At 73.3% G+C, this 16,185-nt stretch carries 13 protein-coding genes; 10 read left to right on the plus strand and 3 right to left on the minus strand.

The annotated features are described in order from the left end of the window. The first annotated feature begins 78 nt into the window (after positions 1-78). From ACZ6A9_RS23475 to ACZ6A9_RS23505, 7 genes are all read left to right on the plus strand, one after another. Entirely contained in the window at positions 79-1,560 is a 1,482-nt protein-coding gene (locus ACZ6A9_RS23475; protein ID WP_468988458.1) for an amino acid permease, read from the plus strand. 10 nt (positions 1,561-1,570) lie between these two features. Continuing rightward, positions 1,571-2,023 (plus strand): Lrp/AsnC family transcriptional regulator, encoded by a 453-nt coding sequence (locus ACZ6A9_RS23480; protein WP_468988460.1) that lies wholly within the window; start codon positions 1,571-1,573, stop codon positions 2,021-2,023. Between the two features lie 149 nt (positions 2,024-2,172). Next, on the plus strand, positions 2,173-2,811 hold the full coding sequence (locus ACZ6A9_RS23485) for a hypothetical protein (RefSeq protein ID WP_468988461.1): 639 nt from the start codon (positions 2,173-2,175) through the stop codon (positions 2,809-2,811). Between the two features lie 113 nt (positions 2,812-2,924). Next, a complete protein-coding gene (locus ACZ6A9_RS23490) occupies positions 2,925-4,991 on the plus strand; it encodes a bifunctional polysaccharide deacetylase/glycosyltransferase family 2 protein (RefSeq protein ID WP_468988464.1) in 2,067 nt (688 codons plus the stop codon). A 165-nt stretch (positions 4,992-5,156) separates the two neighbouring features. Further along, entirely contained in the window at positions 5,157-6,359 is a 1,203-nt protein-coding gene (locus ACZ6A9_RS23495; RefSeq protein ID WP_468988466.1) for an MFS transporter, read from the plus strand. 534 nt (positions 6,360-6,893) lie between these two features. Further along, on the plus strand, positions 6,894-7,682 hold the full coding sequence (locus ACZ6A9_RS23500; protein ID WP_468988468.1) for a carbon-nitrogen hydrolase family protein: 789 nt from the start codon (positions 6,894-6,896) through the stop codon (positions 7,680-7,682). Positions 7,683-7,732: 50 nt separating this feature from the next. Then, positions 7,733-9,445, plus strand: coding sequence for a flavin monoamine oxidase family protein (locus ACZ6A9_RS23505; RefSeq protein WP_468988471.1), 1,713 nt, complete (start codon positions 7,733-7,735; stop codon positions 9,443-9,445). Here ACZ6A9_RS23505 and ACZ6A9_RS23510 read toward each other — a convergent pair. After that, entirely contained in the window at positions 9,406-10,155 is a 750-nt protein-coding gene (locus ACZ6A9_RS23510; RefSeq protein ID WP_468988473.1) for a DUF5995 family protein, read from the minus strand. The genes ACZ6A9_RS23505 and ACZ6A9_RS23510 overlap by 40 nt on opposite strands. 172 nt (positions 10,156-10,327) lie before the next feature. Between ACZ6A9_RS23510 and ACZ6A9_RS23515 the strand changes: the two genes are divergently transcribed. Further along, positions 10,328-11,449: a glycoside hydrolase family 6 protein gene (locus ACZ6A9_RS23515; protein ID WP_468988672.1), complete on the plus strand. Its 1,122-nt coding sequence runs from the start codon at positions 10,328-10,330 to the stop codon at positions 11,447-11,449. Here ACZ6A9_RS23515 and ACZ6A9_RS23520 read toward each other — a convergent pair. Further along, positions 11,431-12,834: a uracil-xanthine permease family protein gene (locus ACZ6A9_RS23520; RefSeq protein WP_468988476.1), complete on the minus strand. Its 1,404-nt coding sequence runs from the start codon at positions 12,832-12,834 to the stop codon at positions 11,431-11,433. The two genes, ACZ6A9_RS23515 and ACZ6A9_RS23520, sit on opposite strands and share 19 nt — an antisense overlap. Positions 12,835-13,010: 176 nt before the next feature. On the opposite strand from ACZ6A9_RS23520, the gene ACZ6A9_RS23525 reads away from it, so the two are divergent. Beyond that, positions 13,011-13,469, plus strand: coding sequence for an acyl-CoA thioesterase (locus ACZ6A9_RS23525; protein WP_468988479.1), 459 nt, complete (start codon positions 13,011-13,013; stop codon positions 13,467-13,469). Here the strand turns inward: ACZ6A9_RS23525 and ACZ6A9_RS23530 are convergent. Then, on the minus strand, positions 13,429-14,634 hold the full coding sequence (locus ACZ6A9_RS23530; protein WP_468988481.1) for an MFS transporter: 1,206 nt from the start codon (positions 14,632-14,634) through the stop codon (positions 13,429-13,431). The two genes, ACZ6A9_RS23525 and ACZ6A9_RS23530, sit on opposite strands and share 41 nt — an antisense overlap. A gap of 190 nt (positions 14,635-14,824) precedes the next feature. On the opposite strand from ACZ6A9_RS23530, the gene ACZ6A9_RS23535 reads away from it, so the two are divergent. Then, positions 14,825-16,006 (plus strand): ROK family transcriptional regulator, encoded by a 1,182-nt coding sequence (locus ACZ6A9_RS23535; RefSeq protein ID WP_468988484.1) that lies wholly within the window; start codon positions 14,825-14,827, stop codon positions 16,004-16,006. Positions 16,007-16,185: the final 179 nt, after the last annotated feature.

The raw sequence follows: 16,185 nt of genomic DNA on the forward strand, positions 1-16,185 counted from the left end.
CGCCCGACGGGTTCCGGCTGTCGCGGGACACCGTCGGTCCCTGCCGCGGAACAACGGCAGCGACGAAGGAGTCAGCGCGTGCTCGACCAAGGCGCACCCCCGCACAACGGCAGTCCCGCCGCCCCGCAGTCCCTCGGGGCCGGTGCGCGCCTCATGCGCCGCAAGCCCGTGGAACGCCTGGTCGCCGAGGGTGGCCAGGGCGAGGGCGGCTCACTGCGCCGCTCCCTCGGGCTGTGGCAGCTGACCATGATCAGCATCGGTGCCACCCTCGGCACCGGCATCTTCGTCGTCCTCGGCGAGGCCGTTCCCAAGGCGGGACCCGCCGTCACGCTGTCCTTCGTCATCGCCGGCCTGACGGCCCTCTTCTCGGCCCTCTCCTACGCCGAACTGGCCGGCACCATCCCGGTCTCCGGGTCCTCCTACTCGTATGCGTACGCAACGATGGGCGAACTGATCGCCTGGGTCTGCGGCTGGTGCCTGATGCTGGAGTACGGCGTCTCGGTCGCCGCCGTCGCCGTCGGCTGGGGCGAGTACCTCAACGAACTCCTCGACGGCACCATCGGCGTCACGATCCCGGCCGCGCTGTCCGCCCCGCCCGGTGACGGCGGGATCTTCAACCTGCCCGCGCTGATCGTGGTCCTGCTCGCCATGGCGTTCCTGATGGGCGGCGCCCGCGAGTCCGCCCGCGCCAACACCGTCATGGTGATCGTGAAGGTCGGCGCCCTGGTGCTGTTCTGCGCCATCGGCGTCCAGGGCTTCCGCTCCGGCAACTACGAGGACTTCATGCCGCTCGGCATGGCGGGCGTCAGCGCCGCCGGGGCGACGCTGTTCTTCTCGTACATCGGCTTCGACGCCGCCTCCACCGCCGGTGAGGAGGCCAAGAACGCCCAGCGCGACCTGCCCCGCGCGATCCTGCTGTCCCTCGCCATCATCACCGCGCTGTACGTCCTGGTCGCCGCGGTCGCCGTGGGCGCCAAGCCCTGGCGGCAGTTCACCGACTCCGAGGCGTCGCTCGCCCAGATCATGAGCGACGTCACCGGACAGACCTTCTGGGGCACCCTGCTGGCGTTCTGCGCCGTCATCGCCATCGCCAGCGTCGTCCTGACCGTGCTCTACGGCCAGACCCGCATCCTGTTCGCCATGTCCCGGGACGGGCTGGTGCCCAAGGTGTTCGGCAGGGTCAGCCCGAAGACCGGCACACCCCGCGCCAACACCCTGATCGTCTCCCTCTTCTGCGGCGTGCTGGCCGCCGCGATCCCGCTCGGCCAGCTCGCCGACGCCACCAGCATCGGCACCCTGTTCGCCTTCGCGCTGGTCAACGTGGCCGTCGTGGTGCTGCGCCGGACCCGCCCGGACATGCCGCGCACCTTCCGGGTGCCGCTGTCGCCGGTGCTGCCCGCCGTCGGCTTCGCGTTCTGCCTGTGGATGATGGGCAGCCTGTCCACCGTCACCTGGGTGGTCTTCGGTGTCTGGATGGCCGTCGGGCTCGTGTTCTACTTCCTGTACGGCTACCGCCGTTCCCGGCTCGCCGCCGCACCGGCCCCCTCAGAAGCGAAGTGAACCACCCGCAGTGCTGAACGATCTCGACGAACGCATCGTGCACGCCCTCGCCGAGGACGCCCGCCGCTCCTACGCGGACATCGGCCAGATGATCGGCCTCTCCGCACCCGCCGTGAAACGCCGGGTGGACCGGCTGCGCGCCACCGGGGCCATCACCGGATTCACCGTACGGGTGGACCCCGCCGCCCTCGGCTGGGAGACGGAGGGGTTCGTCGAGATCTACTGCCGCAGCAACACCTCGCCGGAGACCATCCAGCGGGGCCTGGAGCGCTACCAGGAGGTCGTGTCCGCGTCCACCGTCACCGGCGACGCCGACGCGGTCGCCCAGGTCTTCGCCTCCGACATGCGGCACTTCGAGAGGGTCCTGGAGCGCATCGCGGGCGAGCCGTTCGTCGAGCGGACCAAGTCCGTGCTGGTGCTGTCCCCGCTGCTGCGGCGCTTCTCGTCGGGATCGCCCACGTAGGCGGACCCGTTCGGGCGTACGCTGGCTGCATGCGGAGTCAGGATGATTCCGGACAAACGGGGATCGGTTCGCCGGTCGATCCGAACCTCCCCGTGTTCGTCGACTCCACCGGCAGGCGCGCACGGGTCCTCCGGCGTACCGGATACGCCGTGGCCGCAACGGCCGCCGCGTACCTGGCCGTGCTGGGACTGAGTCTCCTCGGGGCCACCCCCTTCGCCCCGGACGCCCTGCTCCCGCCCCTGCCCGGGGAGTCCACGGCTCCGTCCGCGCCGGGACGGCAGGGGAAGGACGACGAACCCCGGACGCCCAGCGGCGTGCTCGACCCGGACCGCGGCGGAGCCGGCGACGCCGGAACGGCGGTCGGCCCGGGCTCCCTGCTGATCCCCCTGCTCACCACGTCCGACGGCCTGTTCCCCGCCCCCACGACGCCCCCGGTTCCCGGCGACCCGGTTCCCGGCGACCCGGTGCCCGCCGAGCCGGAACTCCCCGCGCCGGCTGATCCGCCGTCGCCGCAGGAGCCGGACGACCCCTCCGCCCCGGACGACCCCTCCGCTCCCGACGCCCCCGCCCCCGAGGACCCGTCCGCACCCGGAACCGGGGGCGACCCCGTCCCACCGCCGCCCCCGGACGACCCGTCCGCCCCCCAACCCCCGCCGGGAACGCCGCCCCAGCCCACCCCGACCGCCGAGCCACCGCAGGCGCCCTCCGGTCCACCGGACGCCCCGGACGCCCCGGACACCACGGGCGGCTCCCCGCCCGGTGACGCACCCGCGGCCGGGCTCCCGTGACGCGCCGCCGCCCCGCCCGTCCGGTCCGCCCCCCACCGCCGCCCCCCGGTCCGCGGCCGAACCGGGCGTCCCCCCGGCGCCGGAACCGCTTCCGCGTCGTCGTCCCCCTCGTCGTGCTGGCCTTCGTCGTCTCGGTGCTGCTGGCCGAGGGCTGCACGACCCGGACCTTCTCCGGGGACCAGGAGGGGCGCACCGGACAGCCGGCCACCGGAGTGCCCCGGGAGGTCACCGGCGGCGGTCCCCTCGTCGACACCACCCGCGACGGCCTGAGCACCCACCGGGCACCCGACCGGACGGTGGTCCTCACCTTCGACGACGGGCCGGACCCGGTGTGGACGCCCCGCATCCAGGCCGTCCTCGACCGCCACGGCACGCCCGGCACCTTCTTCGTCACCGGTCAGCAGACCGTGCGCCACCCCGGGATCCTGCGCGACGTCATCCGCTCCGGACACGAGATCGGCGTGCACACCTTCTCCCACCCCGACCTCTCCCGCCGGTCCGCGAGCGACATCGACCGGGAGCTGGCGCTGACCCAGCTCGCCCTCGCCGGAGCCGCGGGCGTCAACAGTTCGCTCCTGCGGATGCCCTACTCCTCGACGACCGCCGCCCTGGACCGGGCGGACTGGTCCGTCGCCCGGCGCCTGGGCGACAAGGGCTACGTCCTGGCCTTCATCGACCAGGACACCAGGGACTGGCAGCGCCCGGGCGCCCGCGCCATCGCCGACGCGGCCACACCGAGCACGCCGGGCCGCGGAACGGTCGTCCTCCTGCACGACGCCGGAGGGGACCGGTCCCAGACCGTCGCGGCCCTCGACATCCTGATCCCCCGGCTCCAGGCCCAGGGCTACCGCTTCACCACCCTCGCCGACGTCCTCGGCACCGACAGCCTCACCAGCCCCGTCGACACCGCGGAGCGGTGGCAGGGGCGGGTGTTCGTGGCCGCCGTGACCGTGTCGGGGACGACGATGTCCGTCATCGGCGTGCTGCTGCTGGTCGTCGGCTCCCTCGTCCTCGGCCGCTGCGCGCTGCTGCTGGTCCTCGCCCGCAGGCACGCCCGCCGGAGCCCGCGTCCCCACCCGGGCCCGCCCGTCACCCGGCCCGTCAGCGTCGTCGTGCCCGCGCACAACGAGAGTCTGTGCGTCGCCAAGACGCTCCGCTCCCTCGCGGCCGGCGACCACCCCGTCGAGATCATCGTCGTGGACGACGGCTCCGACGACGACACCGCCGACATCGCGGAGTCGCTCGGCCTCCCGGCGGTCACCGTCGTGCGGCAGCCGAACGGTGGCAAGGCCTCCGCCCTCGACACCGGCGTCCGGCGGGCCTCCCACGACCTCGTCGTGATGCTCGACGCGGACACGGTCTTCGCCCCCTCGACCGTCCACCGCCTCGTCCAGCCGTTCGCCGACCCCGCCGTCGGCGCCACCGCCGGCAACGCCAAGGTGGGCAACCGCCACGGCCTGCTGGGCCGTTGGCAGCACATCGAGTACGTGATGGGTTTCAACCTGGACCGCCGCATGTACGACCTGCTGCGCTGTATGCCGACCATCCCCGGCGCCGTCGGGGCCTTCCGCGTCACGGCCCTGCGGGAGGCCGGGATGATGAGCGGCGACACCCTCGCCGAGGACACCGACATCACCATGGCCCTGCACCGGGCCGGGTGGGAGATCCGTTACGTGGAGGACGCGCTCGCCTGGACCGAGGTGCCGGCCTCGCTCAGGCAGCTGTGGCGCCAGCGCTACCGCTGGAGCTACGGCACCCTGCAGGCCGCGTGGAAGCACCGGCACGCGCTGGTCGAACGCGGCCACGCGGGACACTTCGGCCGCCTGGGGCTGCCCCTGCTGGCCGTCTTCCAGATCCTCACCCCGCTCCTCGCCCCGCTGATCGACCTGCTGACCGTCTACGGTCTCGTCTTCGGGAACCCGCTCCTCACGATGCTGGCGTGGACCGGCGTCCTCGCCGTGCAGACCCTCTGCGCGGCCTACGCCTTCCACCTCGACGGCGAGAGCCCGCGCCCGCTGTGGGCGCTCCCGCTGCAGCAGATCGTCTACCGCCAGCTCATGTACCTGGTGCTCGTGCAGGCCTGCCTCACCGCGGCCAACGGGTACCGGCTGCCCTGGCAACGCCTCAAGCGCAGCGGCGACGTCATGCTGCCGCCCCGGCTCCCCGCCCGGGAGCGGTGAGCGGCGGCGAGCCCGGGAAACGCCGTGCGGGGCGCGTCACGGCCGCACTAGCATGGGCGTCATGACCTGGCGACATTGATCCACCAGCCGTGCCTCCCGAGGGCCGCCTCGGACGCCGTACGTCCTCCACGTCCGGTGTCCGAACCACCCCTTCGGGAAGGCCTCATGACTCCCACGCCCACGCGTGCCCCCGACGTCCGCGTGCGACGGCTGACGACCACGCTGTACGGCTACTCGTTCCTCGAAGAGTTCATCCTGCTCTACCCGGTGTACGCGCTGCTGTTCAGCGACACCGGCCTGTCGGTCTGGCAGCTCTCCTCCCTGTTCGCCCTCTGGTCCGTCACCGCCGTGGCGCTGGAGGTCCCCTCCGGCGTCTGGGCCGACGCCGTCTCCCGCCGGCTGCTGCTGTGGCTCGGCCCGCTGCTGACCGCCGCCGGCTTCGCCCTGTGGGTGCTGCTGCCGTCCTACGGTGCCTTCGCGGCCGGCTTCGTGTTGTGGGGCATCGGCGGGGCGCTCGGCTCCGGCGCGCTGGAAGCACTCGTCTACGACGAACTGGAGCGGCTCGACGCGGCCGACCGCTACGCCCGGATCATGGGCCGGGCCCGCGCGGCCGGGCTGGTCGCCGTGATGGCGGCGATGGGACTCGCCGGCCCGGTGTTCACCTGGGGCGGCCACACCGCCGTCGGCGCCGCCAGCGTGCTGGTCTGCCTGCTGACGGCGGCCGTGGCCCTGCGGTTCCCCGAACACCGCACCCGGGTGGCCGGGCACGACACGTGGACGGGGACCCTGCGGGCCGGTCTCGCCGAGATCCGCGCCGACCGCTCCGTGCGCGGCGCGCTGCTGCTGGTCCCGGCCGTCAGCGCCGTGTGGGGCGCGCTGGACGAGTACACACCGCTGCTGGTGCGGGAGACCGGCGTCGCCGACGGCACGGTGCCCTGCCTGCTCCTACTGATCTGGGCCGGCGCCACCGCCGGGAGCCTGCTGGCGGGGGAGGGCGAACGCCTGGGGACACGAGGACTCGCCGTCCTGCTGGCCGGCGCCGGAGTCGCCCTGGCCGCCGGTGCGGTCGACGGCAGTCCCCGGGGGCTGATCCTCGTCGCCCTGGCGGTCGGCGGATTGCAGGCGGCGAACGTGCTGGCCGACGCCCGACTCCAGCGGCGCATCCAGGACTCCGGCCGGGCCACCCTGACCTCCGTAGCGGGGCTGGGCACGGAACTGGCGACGATCGCGGCCTTCGGCGGCTACGCCCTGATCGCCTCCGGCCACGCCCACGGCACCGCCTTCGCGGTGTTCGCGGTGCCGTACCTCGTGACGGCGGCGGTCCTGCTCGCCAGGAGGGGAGCGGTGGCGGCCGAGCCACGGTCGTGACGCCTGGGGCAGGGGGCCCGCCCGCTGACCGCGCGATGAGGTCACCCGGGCGGGCGGGGGCGAGGACGAGCCGACCGGCGGGTCCGTGCCCCTGCCCCGTAGCGCGGTAGGCGCACCCCCGCCCACCGCCGGCCCGGCCTACGCGCCACAAGCCCCCGCCGTTCCCGCGTCCCGCCGTTCCCGCGGGCAATCGTGCCCGCGGGCAGTCGTGCCGCTGGGGCGGCACGGGTGGGCGCGACGGCACCCCGTGGGCGCCGGGCTGCGCACACCCCCCCGTCCGCACCCACGCGGCGACACCCCGCCGACGCCGGGTCGCGCCGTCCACGGCGACCACTCACGCCCGCGCACCCCGCCGACGCAGGTCCCGGGTGAGCCCTCCGGCTCAAGCGCCGTGCAACGAATCGCCGCCACCCCCGCCCCCGACGCAACGAACCGCTCACCGGCGCGCAACGGCTCCTCCTTGTCCGCCCGAGCCGCCCGACCGTACCTTCTATCTGGCCCCCTGAAACCCCCGCGTACCGGTGAGGAACACGCATGCGCACCGCCCTGCTCCAGAGCTCCGGCCGGCCCGGATCCGTCGCCGAGAACCTGAAGGTCCTCGACGAGGCGGCCGGCCGTGCCGCCGCCGCGGGCGCCGCGCTCCTCGTCACCTCGGAGCTGTTCCTGACCGGGTACGCGATCGGCGACGACATCGGCCGGCTCGCCGAGCCCGCCGACGGTGACGCGGCCGACGCGATCGCGGACACCGCCGGCCGGCACGGCCTCGCCGTCGCCTACGGCTACCCCGAACGCGACGGCGACACCGTGTACAACTCCGTCCAGCTGGTCGCCGCCGACGGCACCCGTCTCGCGAACTACCGCAAGACCCACCTCTTCGGCTGCTTCGAGCGGGACCACTTCACCCCGGCGGAACAGACCGTCGTCCAGGCCGAGCTCGGCGGTCTCACCGTCGGCCTGATGATCTGCTACGACGTGGAGTTCCCGGAGAACGTGCGCGCCCACGCGCTGGCCGGCACCGACCTCCTCCTGGTGCCCACCGCGCAGATGCACCCGTTCCAGTTCGTCGCGGAGTCCCTCGTGCCGGTGCGGGCGTTCGAGAACCAGATGTACATCGCGTACGTCAACCGGGTCGGCCTGGAAGGTGACCTGGAGTTCGTGGGCCTGTCCACGCTCGCCGCCCCCGACGGAGTCGTCCGGGCCCGGGCCGGCCGCGCCGAGGAGCTCGTCCTCGGCGACGCCGACCCCGTCCTCCTCGCCGCGTCCCGCGAGAACAACCCGTATCTGCGGGACCGCCGCCCGGGCCTCTACGGGTCCCTCGTCTGAACTTCCCCCCGCCGCGCCCCCGTTCCACCCCCGCTAGGAGTCCGTACCCCATGACGTCCACGGTGCCCAACGCCGTCGAGCACGCCGACGAGCAGCAGCCGCCGATCACCATGTTCGGCCCGGACTTCCCCTACGCGTACGACGACTACCTCGCCCACCCGGCGGGGCTCGGGCAGATACCGGCGACCGAGCACGGCACCGAGGTCGCGGTCATCGGCGGCGGCCTGTCCGGCATCGTCGCCGCCTACGAGCTGATGAAGATGGGCCTCAAGCCCGTCGTGTACGAGGCCGACCGGATCGGCGGACGGCTGCGCACCGTGGGCTTCGACGGCTGCGATCCGTCCCTGACCGCCGAGATGGGCGCGATGCGCTTCCCGCCGTCCTCCACGGCGCTCCAGCACTACATCGACCTGGTGGGCCTGACGACCCGCCCCTTCCCCAACCCCCTCGCCGAGGCGACGCCTTCGACCGTCGTCGACCTCAAGGGCGAGTCGCACTACGCCGAGACCCTCGACGACCTGCCCCAGGTCTACCGCGATGTCGCCGACGCCTGGGGCAAGTGCCTCGAGGAGGGCGCCGACTTCTCCGACATGAACCGCGCCCTGCGCGAGCGGGACGTCCCGCGCATCCGTGAGATATGGGCGAGGCTCGTCGAGAAGCTCGACAACCAGACCTTCTACGGCTTCCTCTGCGACTCCGAGGCCTTCAAGTCCTTCCGGCACCGTGAGATCTTCGGCCAGGTCGGCTTCGGCACCGGCGGCTGGGACACCGACTTCCCCAACTCCATCCTGGAGATCCTGCGAGTCGTCTACACCGAGGCCGACGACCACCACCGCGGCATCGTCGGCGGCTCCCAGCAGCTGCCGCTGCGGCTGTGGGAGCGGGAGCCGGAGAAGATCGTCCACTGGCCGTACGGCACCTCGCTGCGGTCCCTGCACGTGGACGGCGAGCCGCGCCCGGCCGTCACCCGGCTCCACCGCACCGCCGGCAACCGCATCACGGTGACGGACGCCGACGGAGACATCCGCACCTACGAGGCGGCGGTCTTCACCGCCCAGTCGTGGATGCTGCTGTCGAAGATCGCCTGCGACGACTCGCTGTTCCCGATCGACCACTGGACCGCGATCGAGCGCACCCACTACATGGAGAGCTCCAAGCTCTTCGTGCCTGTGGACCGGCCGTTCTGGCTGGACAAGGCCGTCGACGACAGGGGGAACCCGACGGGCCGGGACGTCATGTCGATGACGCTCACCGACCGCATGACCCGCGGCACCTACCTCCTGGACGACGGGCCCGACCGGCCCGCGGTCATCTGCCTGTCCTACACCTGGTGCGACGACAGCCTGAAGTGGCTGCCGCTGTCCGCGAACGAGCGGATGGAGGTCATGCTGAAGTCGCTCGGCGAGATCTACCCCACGGTCGACATCCGGAAGCACATCATCGGCAACCCGGTGACCGTCTCCTGGGAGAACGAGCCCTACTTCATGGGCGCGTTCAAGGCCAACCTGCCCGGCCACTACCGCTACCAGCGGCGTCTGTTCACGCACTTCATGCAGGAGGAGCTGCCGGCGGACAAGCGGGGCATCTTCCTCGCCGGTGACGACATCTCCTGGACGGCGGGCTGGGCCGAGGGCGCGGTCCAGACCGCGCTGAACGCGGTCTGGGGCGTCATGCACCACTTCGGCGGCGAGACCGACCCCACCAACCCGGGCCCCGGAGACGTCTACGACGAGATCGCACCCGTCGAACTCCCCGAGGACTGATCCCACGCCGCCCCCGCCGGAACGCAGTCGGGCAGCGGGGTGAGGAGCATGCGTCCGGCGAAGCCCACCGCCGTGTCCAGCCGCTCGGTGAACTCCCCGGCGAGATCCGGCAGCCGGCGCAGCGCCCACAGGGTGCGGGCCGCCGTCCAGGCGGCGTCCCGGGCCCGTTCCAGGTTCCACGCGCCGAGCAGGTGCGTCAGCGGATCGGCGATCCGCAGCAGGTCGGGGCCCGGCGTCAGCTCCTCGCGGACGCGTTCCTCCAGCGAGACGAGCAACTCGCCCACCCGGTCGAACTCGTCCTCGATGTCGACGGGTTCGCAGTCGAGCGTACGGCAGGTGTCCACCACGGCCAGCGCGAGATCGTGACCGACGTGCGCGTTGAGGCCCGCGAGGGCGAACTGCGGCGGACGTACTCCCGGGTGGTGGCGGGACGCGAACAGCGGGCGCCAGCAGGCCGGTGGTCGGCGCTCCCCGGACACCGCGTCGACCGCGGCCAGATAGCGCTCCGCGAACGGAACGTCCAGCGCGGACGTGGCACGGGTGTCCGGGAGCGGACCGGCGCCGGTGCGCCGGTCCGCGGCCTCGGTCACGGCCAGGTAGACACGGTGGAACACCGCGACCCCGTCCCGTGCGTGCAGGGCCGCGTCGAGGGCGCGCATACGGGAGACGACCCCGTCCACGGGGGTGAGGACTTGTTCGCATTGCGCCATGAGCGCAGAGTGGCACCTTTAGTGTGGTGCCAGTGGCGGCGGGCCCGACGCTTCCCCGGAACGGGGGAACGCACCCGCCGCGGGGGAGGGGAGCAGCACTGTGTCAGGCTCGCGTGCCCAGCGCCTGTCCGCGCGCAGAACCGAGCGCCGGCGTGCCGCCCGGCGCGGCACGATGGCCGCGGCGGCCTCCGTCGTGGTGGCGGTCGGCACCGCCACCGGGATGATCTCGGCGGTCGGTGACGGACATGGCGCGGACGAGGCCCGGCCCGAGGTGTCCTCCTCCCCGCCCCCGGAACCGCCGCCCGCGGTGCCGCCGTCGCTCTCCCCGTCGCTGTCGGCGTCCCCGTCGCCCACCGCCGGTCCCACGAAGAAGGCCGGCCCGAAGCCGTCCGCGTCCCCGACCCCGCAGAAGCGGCGGACGGCCCCCGTGTCCACCCGTCTCTACCGGCACCCCGAGAGCCGGGTCCTGGACTGGGTGCGGGCCAACCCCGACGACCCGCGCCGCACGGTCATCGAGTCCCGGATAGCCGACCAGCCCGCGGCCGTGTGGTTCGCCGACTACTCCCCGGACTCGATCACCTCCCGGGTCCGCGCGGTGGCGTCCGGCGGGGCCGCGCAGGGCCGGACGCCGGTCCTGGTGCCGTACACGATCCCCGACCGCGACTGCGGCGGGCACTCCCAGGGCGGCGCCCCCGACCTGGGTGCCTACGACGCCTGGATCGACCGCTTCGCCGCCGGGCTCGGCAGCGGCGAGGTCATCGTGATACTCGAACCCGACTCGGTCGCCCAGGCCGAGTGCCTCCCGGCCGGGCAGCGCGCCGACCGCTTCGCCTCGCTGGCCCGCGCCGGACGGGTGCTCAAGGAGGCCAACCCCCGGGCCCGCGTCTACTTCGACGCCGGGCACTCCGGCTGGAACGCGCCCGCCCGGCAGGCCGGCTGGCTGCGGCAGGCGGGGGCCGCCTCGGCCGCCTCCTCGGACGGCATCTTCAGCAACGTCTCCAACTTCCACAGCACGGCGGCCGAGATCTCCTACGACCGTGCCGTGCTCGACGCCCTCGGTGGCCCGTCGAGCCTCGGCGCCGTCATCGACACCAGCCGCAACGGCAACGGCGCCCCGGCGGACGGCGCATGGTGCGACCCGGCCGGCCGCACACTGGGCCGCGCCCCGACGCTCGCCACCGGGGAGGACCGGATCCACGGCTACCTGTGGGTGAAGCTCCCCGGCGAGTCCGACGGCTGCAAGGGGGCGCCGGGCACCTTCACCCCGTCGTACGCCTACGACTTGGCGCGCTGATCACCCTCGGTGCCCTCGGTGTCGTAGGAGGACGTGCCCTCGTCGAGCAGTGGCTCCTGCGTCTTGAGGTGGGCCGGCGCGAAGGCGCGCAGCGCGTGGTATCCGGTGATGACCACGAGCGTGCCGAGCGCGATACCGCTCAGCGAGAATGTGTCGGTGACCTCCATGGAGACGTTGCCGACGCCGATGATGATGCCCGCCGCGGCCGGTACGAGGTTCAGCGGATTGCGCAGGTCCACCTTGGCGTTGATCCAGATCTGGGCGCCGAGCAGGCCGATCATGCCGTACAGGATGACGGTGATCCCGCCGAGCACCCCGCCCGGGATGGCCGCCACCACGGCACCGAACTTCGGGCAGAGACCGAACAGCAGGGCGAAACCGGCGGCGGCCCAGTACGCGGCGGTGGAGTACACGCGGGTCGCGGCCATCACGCCGATGTTCTCGGAGTAGGTGGTGTTGGGCGGGCCGCCGACGGCCGTGGACAGCATGGAGCCGACACCGTCGGCGGAGATGGCCGTGCCGAGCTTGTCGTCGAGGTTGTCGCCGGTCATCTCGCCGACGGCCTTCACGTGCCCGGCGTTCTCCGCGATCAGGGCGATGACCACCGGCAGGGCGACCAGGATCGCCGACATCTCGAAGGACGGTCCGTGCAGGGTCGGCAGGCCGATCCAGTCCGCCCGGCCCACCCCGGACAGGTCCAGGCGCCAGTGGTCGGTGACCTGGCCGCCGGCGTCCGCCGCGTGGATCTTGCCGAAGATCCGGTCGAGGGCCCACGACAGGACGTATCCGAAGACCAGGCCGAGGAAGATCGCGATCCGGGACCAGAAACCGCGCAGGCAGACCACGGCCAGACCGGTGAACAGCATCACGAACAGGGCGGTCCACTGGTCCTGCGGCCAGTAGGTGGCGGCGGTCACCGGCGCCAGGTTGAAGCCGATCAGCATCACCACCGCGCCGGTCACGATCGGCGGCATCGCCGCGTGGATGATCCGCGCGCCGAAGCGGCGTACCGCGAGACCCACCAGGAACAGCGCGGCGCCGACCACGAACACCGCGCCCGTGACGGTGGCGCTGGAGCCGCCGTCGGCCCGGATGACCGCGGCGACCCCCACGAAGGAGAGCGAGCAGCCCAGGTAGCTGGGCACCCGGCCGCGCGTCGCCAGCAGGAAGACGATCGTCGCGACGCCCGACATCATGATGGCCAGGTTCGGGTCGAGACCCATGAGCACCGGGGCGACGAAGGAGGCACCGAACATCGCCACCACGTGCTGGGCGCCCAGGCCCGCGGTGCGGGGCCAGGAGAGCCGTTCGTCGGGGCGGACCACCGCGCCGGGCGCCGGGGTGCGTCCGTCGCCGTGCAGTGTCCAGCGGACGCCGAGTTTCATGGGGTGTCGCTTTCGTCGTCAGGCCAGCGTGTCCGGACCATTGTGCGGGCTGGTCAGGAGTGCTTCGTACAGGTGGCCGGGCCTCTCCGGCCTGCTGAGCGTCTGCTTAGGATGAGGGGGCGCCGTCGTTCGATGGAGAGCGGCGCTCATCCCGTACGCCCCCAGGAGTCCCACCCGTGACCGCCGAAGCAATACTGGCCCCCGCCCTCTCCCACGGCCGGCTGATCCCCGTCACCGTCCACTTCGACGACCTCGACGCGCTGGGGCTGCTGCACAACGCCCGCTATCCGCTGCTGGTCGAGCGGGCCTGGACCGAGCTGTGGCACGGCAACGGCGTCCGCTTCGAGGGCGACTGGACCGCGGCCGGCGACGCCTGCAACGCGGTCAGGGAACTGCGTGTCACCTACGACGCCCCCGTGACCCGGCCGGGCACCTACGGCGTCCACCTCTGGCTGGACCGGCTCGGCACCACCGGACTCACCTACGGCTTCCGCTTCTGCTCGGCCGACGGGGCGGTCACCTACGCCCGGGGCACCCGGGTGCTGGTGCGGCTGGACGCCACGACGCTGCGCCCGGCGCCCTGGAGCGAGGCGTTCAGGGACGCGGCTCGGGAACTGCTGCGTCCGGACGCGTGACCTTCCTGCGGTCTCCCGCGCGCAGCACGCCCGCGAACCCCGCGATGCCGCACGAGAGCACCGTCACCAGGACGAACGACACCAACAGGCTGGTCGCCTGGGCCAGCAGGCCGATGGCGCTGGGGGCGACGAGCCCCGAGGTGTAGGTGATGGTCGCGACGCCCGCGATGGCGAGGCTCGGGTTGGCCCCGTTGCGGCCGGCGGCGGCGAAGCACAGCGGGACCACGACCGCGATGCCGAGCCCCATCAGCGCGAAGCCGGCCATCGCCGCCGCGGGGTGCTCGGAGAGGACGATCAGCAGCCCGCCGAGCACGGCGACGACACCGCTCGTGCGGACCGTGCGCACGGCGCCGAACCGGTCGACCACACGGTCACCGGCGATCCGGGCGATCGCCATGGTGAGCGTGAAGCCGGTGGTGCAGGCCGCCGCGAGACCCGCCGACGTCTCCAACTGGTCGCGCAGATAGACCGCCGACCAGTCCAGGCTCGCGCCCTCCGCGAACACCGCGCAGAAACCGATCGCGCCGATCAGCAGCGCGGAACGGGGCGGCAGCGCGAACCGCGGCGGCGGTTCCTCGTCCTCGGTGGGCTGCAGATCGAGCACCCAGGCACAGACGGCGACACCCACCACCGTCAGCACGGCCGCCGCGAGGGCGTGGTGCAGCCGGGCGTCCGTGCCGAGGTGGGCGGCGAGCGTGCCGGCCGCCGAACCGATCAGGGCGCCGGCGCTCCACATGCCGTGCAGCCCGGACATGATCGACTTGTTGAGGCGGTTCTCCACCTCCACGCCCAGCGCGTTCATCGCCACGTCCGACATGCCCGCCGTGGCGCCGTAGACGAACAGGGCGAGACAGAGGGTGAGCAGGTTCGGGGCGACCGACGGCAGGACCAGTGCGAGCGTCCACAGGGCGATCAGTCCGCGCAGTGCGTTGCGGGCTCCGAAGCGGTGGCTGATGCTCCCCGCCAGGGGCATGGCGAGGGACGCGCCGAGTGCGGGGAAGGCGAGCGCCAGGCCCAGCTGCCCGGCGCTCACGCCGGCGTGGTCCTGGATCCAGGGCACGCGGGTGGCGAACGAGCCGGTGACCGCGCCGTGCACGGCGAACACGGCCCCTACGGCGTAGCGTGCCCGCCTCACCTCGTGTGGTGCGTACACCCCTGTACTCATCGCGCCTGTACTCATCGCGCCTGTACTCATCGCGCCGCCCCTCCCGGTGGTCCGTTGCCTCGAGCGCCGCCGTAAACTATCAGGAACCCTGCCTGAGGGATAAGGGGTTTTGAATCCGCTCCTCTCTCCGCTCAGCCCGCGCCACCGGTCCCCCACGCCGACCGGTCCCGCCATCTGGAAGGATCCCGGCATGGCCGCATCCCCGAGCACCGCCAGAGCCATCAACGACCGGCTCGCCCTGCGTCTGCTCCAGCAGCAGGGCCCGCTGACGGCGGGGCAGCTGAAGCAGCTGACCGGACTGTCCCGGCCCACCGTCGCCGACCTCGTCGAGCGTCTCGGCGCGGCCGGCCTCATCGCGGTGGCCGGTGAGGCGAAGGAGCAGCGCCGCGGCCCCAACGCCAAGCTGTACGGCATCGTCGCGGGCCTGGCGCACCTGGCCGCGCTGGACGTGCGCACCGAGAGCGTCGCCGTCGTCGTGTCCGACCTCGTCGGCGAGGCCCTGGCCGAGGCCGCACTGCCCATCACCGGCGACACGGGCACCGGGCCGGCGGTGGACCGGGCGGTCGAACTGGTCGAGCGGACGGTGAAGGACGCGGGCGCCGACCGGCTGCACACCGTCGGGATCGGGGCCCCCGGGCTGATCGACCCCGCCAGCGGCGAACTGCGCGACTCCACCGGCCTGCCCGCATGGCACCGCCGCCTGGTCGCCGCGCTCCAGGAGCGGCTGCCCGAGACGCGCGTCAGCGTGGAGAACGAGACCAACCTCGCCGCGCTCGCCGAGCAGCGTCACGGCGCGGCCCGCGACCGGGACACCTTCGTCCTGCTCTGGCTGGGCCACGGCACCGGCGCGGCCGTGATCCTCGACGGCACCTTGCGCAGGGGCGCCTCCGGCGGTACGGGCGAGATCGGCTTCCTTCCGGTTCCGGGCACCCGCGGCCTGCCCTCGGCCACCGACTGCGAGGGAGGCTTCCACTCCCTGGTCGGGTCGGCTGCGGTCGCGGCGCTCGCGGAGGAGTACGGCATCGAGGCGGAGCGGAAAGCCGCCCCCGGAGCGGCGGCGGCTGCGGTACGGACCGCCGCCACCGTCCCCGCCGGAGCACCCTTCCTCGACGCTCTGGCCGACCGGATCGCGGTGGGAGTCGCGTCGGTGGTCGCGCTGCTGGACCCGGGGTGTGTGGTCCTGGGCGGGGAGGTCGGGCAGGCGGGTGGCGAGCCGCTGGCGTCACGGGTACAGGAGCGGCTGGCCGCGATGTCCCCGCTCTTCGCCGAGGTGCGCCCCAGCACCCTCGGCGGCGGAGCGGTACTGCGCGGGGCCCTGCTGACCGCCCGCGACCGGGCCCAGGACGACCTCTTCGGCGCCCCCGGCCACTGACCGTCCACACGGGGCCTCATGGCGCGGCCGTGCCGCCCGCGCTACGCGCGCTCCAGGCGCCGGCGCCTTCGGAGCCCGTGTCCCGGACGACGCTGCCGGTCCCCGCCCGGCGCGCACTCCTCCCGACGGAGAGCGGGCCGGGCGGCGGGGTATGCCCGCGCACCGGTGTTCGTGCAGGG

The organism is Streptomyces sp. NPDC041124 (genome assembly GCF_055592385.1).

What these genes read in the sequence shown, in the direction of transcription:
- ACZ6A9_RS23505 (WP_468988471.1), top strand. Translation starts at nt 7,733, where the DNA reads ATGACGTCCACGGTGCCCAACGCCGTCGAGCACGCCGACGAGCAGCAG.
- ACZ6A9_RS23515 (WP_468988672.1), top strand. Translation starts at nt 10,328, where the DNA reads ATGGCCGCGGCGGCCTCCGTCGTGGTGGCGGTCGGCACCGCCACCGGG.
- ACZ6A9_RS23495 (WP_468988466.1), top strand. Translation starts at nt 5,157, where the DNA reads ATGACTCCCACGCCCACGCGTGCCCCCGACGTCCGCGTGCGACGGCTG.
- ACZ6A9_RS23535 (WP_468988484.1), top strand. Translation starts at nt 14,825, where the DNA reads ATGGCCGCATCCCCGAGCACCGCCAGAGCCATCAACGACCGGCTCGCC.
- ACZ6A9_RS23530 (WP_468988481.1), bottom strand. Translation starts at nt 14,634, where the DNA reads ATGAGTACAGGGGTGTACGCACCACACGAGGTGAGGCGGGCACGCTAC.
- ACZ6A9_RS23520 (WP_468988476.1), bottom strand. Translation starts at nt 12,834, where the DNA reads ATGAAACTCGGCGTCCGCTGGACACTGCACGGCGACGGACGCACCCCG.
- ACZ6A9_RS23510 (WP_468988473.1), bottom strand. Translation starts at nt 10,155, where the DNA reads ATGGCGCAATGCGAACAAGTCCTCACCCCCGTGGACGGGGTCGTCTCC.
- ACZ6A9_RS23500 (WP_468988468.1), top strand. Translation starts at nt 6,894, where the DNA reads ATGCGCACCGCCCTGCTCCAGAGCTCCGGCCGGCCCGGATCCGTCGCC.